The sequence below is a fragment of the Mesorhizobium sp. M0217 genome, from assembly GCF_040321955.1.
In the GTDB taxonomy this organism is placed as follows: Bacteria; Pseudomonadota; Alphaproteobacteria; order Rhizobiales; family Rhizobiaceae; genus Mesorhizobium.
Map to the genome: position 1 here is coordinate 1 of NZ_JAMYSN010000060.1, position 2405 is coordinate 2405.

Here is a 2405-nt window from a genome sequence, read left to right on the forward strand (position 1 = left end):
TTCATGGCAGGCAGCAACACTGTCAGCATGAACGGCAACGCCAAGGTGACGCTGAGCGCGCCTACCTCCGGAGCCTATTCCGGCGTGCTGTTCTACGGCGACAGGACCGGGACTGCGGCGCAGAGCACCTTCAATGGCACAGCGGACTCGCTTTTGACCGGCGCCATCTATTTTCCCAGGCAGCAGGTCAACTATCTTGGCAACTTCTCGGGGAACGGTGGCTGCACTCAGGTCGTCGCCGACACCATCCAGTGGTCAGGCAGTACGACGATCAAGCAGAACTGCACCAGTCTAGGGATGGAAGACATTCCGGCGACGCAGTCCGTTCAGCTCGTCGAGTAGCCGGATGGGTGGGCGGACCTTGCGCATTGTCCGGGACAAATCCGGGATAGCTGCCGTGGAGTTTTCCATGTTGCTGCCGGTCCTGTGCCTCGTTTGCCTCGGCATCGCCGACGGCTGGTCCTACGTGACGAGTTACCTGCAGATGCGCGCGGGCGTTAAAACCGCGGCCAATCTCGTAATGGCCGGCGCGTCCAATGACACGGGAACGCAGGCGGTCGCGCTTTCGAGCTGGAACGACAAGCCCGAGGACGCCGCCGTCGTGCTGATCCGCTCCTATTTGTGCGGCGCCACGGTCGTGGATGAGACCACCATCTGCGGCGGAACAAAGCTGCCGACTGTCTTCGTCCAGATAACGGCCACGGGCACCTGGGTGCCCCCGTTCAACTTCGGTGTTTTCCCGGACCCGCGCGCGATCAGCCATCAGGAGGTGATCCGTGTCCGCTGAAAGGATCGGATCCAGGTGGCGCCGTGACTGCTCCGGCGCAGCCGGGCTGGAATTCGCCTTGATCGCGCCTTTCCTGGTGATGCTTTTGTTCGGAATCTTCGCCTTCGGCTGGGCCATGAATGCCGTGTCGACCGTCCGCTATACACTGGAAACCTCTTCTCGGGCGCTGCAGCTGAACAACACGCTTTCGCAGAGCGACATCCAGGCCATCGCCACGCAGAAATTGGTGAACCTGGGTCTGCAGAACGTCATTGTGACGATCGCGATCGACCCTGCCAGCGGCGGCTTCAAGATGGCGCATCTGACCGCGAGCTATGCCTTCGTCATCGCTTTCCCGTATTTCGACCAGTATCCGATAAATTACGCCACGACCGTCACGGTGCCTCTGGTTGCTAGCTAGGCGTACGACCGGCTTTCGTTGAGTTGGCGGCCCTGTATTCAGCTTCCCAAGGCAATGCGTCGAAGTCGGGCTTGTGCCCCGCTTCACGGTAGGCGGCCTGAGTGAGGAAACCTGCTTTGTCCCGCTCCACAACGCAAACAAATGGCGGAGTGCCCGGGCACCTATAAACGCCTACAGCTTTTTCCATGCAACAGGTGTGCTACGGGTGCTCGGAGATGTCGTCCTTCATTACGATGACAGAACAAGAGCGAGGACAGCAGCGGCCCGGCATCACTGAAAGGGTGCGGGTTGGTAAAATTCGTACAACTCTTTTCATTGCGGAGAGAGTTTCGGCGAGCTTATTAATGTGTCGTTTGCCATTGCCTTTTCTGGGAGGCTGCGATGGTTGCAACGCCCATAGATATCGCTCGAGCGGCCACTACGGCCACCTTGCTGATGCGCCAGAAGTCCATGGCGGAACCCGCCACATTTCGCCGGGACATGGATCAATCGCGCAGGGCCATCCGAGCCTCACGCGAGCTTCTGAAGCGCCTTGGTCAACGTCGTCGCGACGTGGCGCTAGGCTGGGAAGATGCCGACCCGTCTACTGTTGCCGTCTCCGCCTTTCAAGCCGACGTTCTCCGATGTGCATTCCGAGCCCTAGTAGGGGAAACGGGTACGCCTGAGTGTCAATGGCGCGATTTAGCCAAGGCCCTGGTGCGCGATTTCACTGGGTGCGAGCTGATCGAAACTGGCTTGGTGGATTGGATCGTCAGCAAGTAGCCGCTGCCCGCCAGCGGCCCAGCAGCGGTCTGCGGGGACTTTGCAGCGGACGCGCTGGGCCTGACCGGTGGGGCGGTGTGGTATCCGCCGGCTGGCGAACATATGCGCCTCCTGCCAACGCCAGCGAAACATCCAAACGAACGAGGCGATCTAACCGCGATCTCGCCATCCAAGGCCAACACATAGGCCGATAGCAAAGGCCTATAATCGCTGAGAGAACGAAAATGGCCGACGCCATGGTTGGGGAACCCGGGTGGGTAGGCGCCGGCCACAAGCGGAACAAGCCCGCCGCGCCACACACATGGCTGATTTGTCATCACGTGGTTATGGTGTTCGCGCAGGGCTGCACCAGCGGAACTTAGTGGTAGTGTGCTGAGAGTTCTGCAAATTCGCTGAGAGGGGGCGGTCATGGCAGGCTGGTGATTGTTCACGTCACCTGATTCCCGCGAAGGAACG

Annotated in this window: 3 protein-coding genes and 1 pseudogene; all 4 read left to right on the top strand. The window is 60.1% G+C overall.

Annotated elements, in window-relative coordinates; genetic code table 11:
- A pseudogene (locus NKJ18_RS32860) lies at window positions 1–342 on the top strand (pilus assembly protein TadG-related protein); the annotation flags it as partial.
- A gap of 4 nt (window positions 343–346) precedes the next feature.
- Window positions 347–787 carry a TadE/TadG family type IV pilus assembly protein gene (locus tag NKJ18_RS32865; RefSeq protein WP_031204579.1) on the top strand — a complete coding sequence of 147 codons (441 nt, stop codon included), beginning with the start codon at window positions 347–349 and terminating at the stop codon, window positions 785–787.
- Window positions 777–1187 carry a TadE/TadG family type IV pilus assembly protein gene (locus NKJ18_RS32870; RefSeq protein WP_023716265.1) on the top strand — a complete coding sequence of 137 codons (411 nt, stop codon included), beginning with the start codon at window positions 777–779 and terminating at the stop codon, window positions 1185–1187. Before NKJ18_RS32865 ends, NKJ18_RS32870 begins: the two co-directional genes overlap by 11 nt.
- A 381-nt stretch (window positions 1188–1568) precedes the next feature.
- A complete protein-coding gene (locus tag NKJ18_RS32875; protein ID WP_023690706.1) occupies window positions 1569–1949 on the top strand; it encodes a hypothetical protein in 381 nt (126 codons plus the stop codon).
- The last annotated feature ends 456 nt before the right edge of the window (window positions 1950–2405 follow it).

What these genes read in the sequence shown, in the direction of transcription:
- NKJ18_RS32865 (WP_031204579.1), top strand. Translation starts at nt 347, where the DNA reads ATGGGTGGGCGGACCTTGCGCATTGTCCGGGACAAATCCGGGATAGCT.
- NKJ18_RS32875 (WP_023690706.1), top strand. Translation starts at nt 1,569, where the DNA reads ATGGTTGCAACGCCCATAGATATCGCTCGAGCGGCCACTACGGCCACC.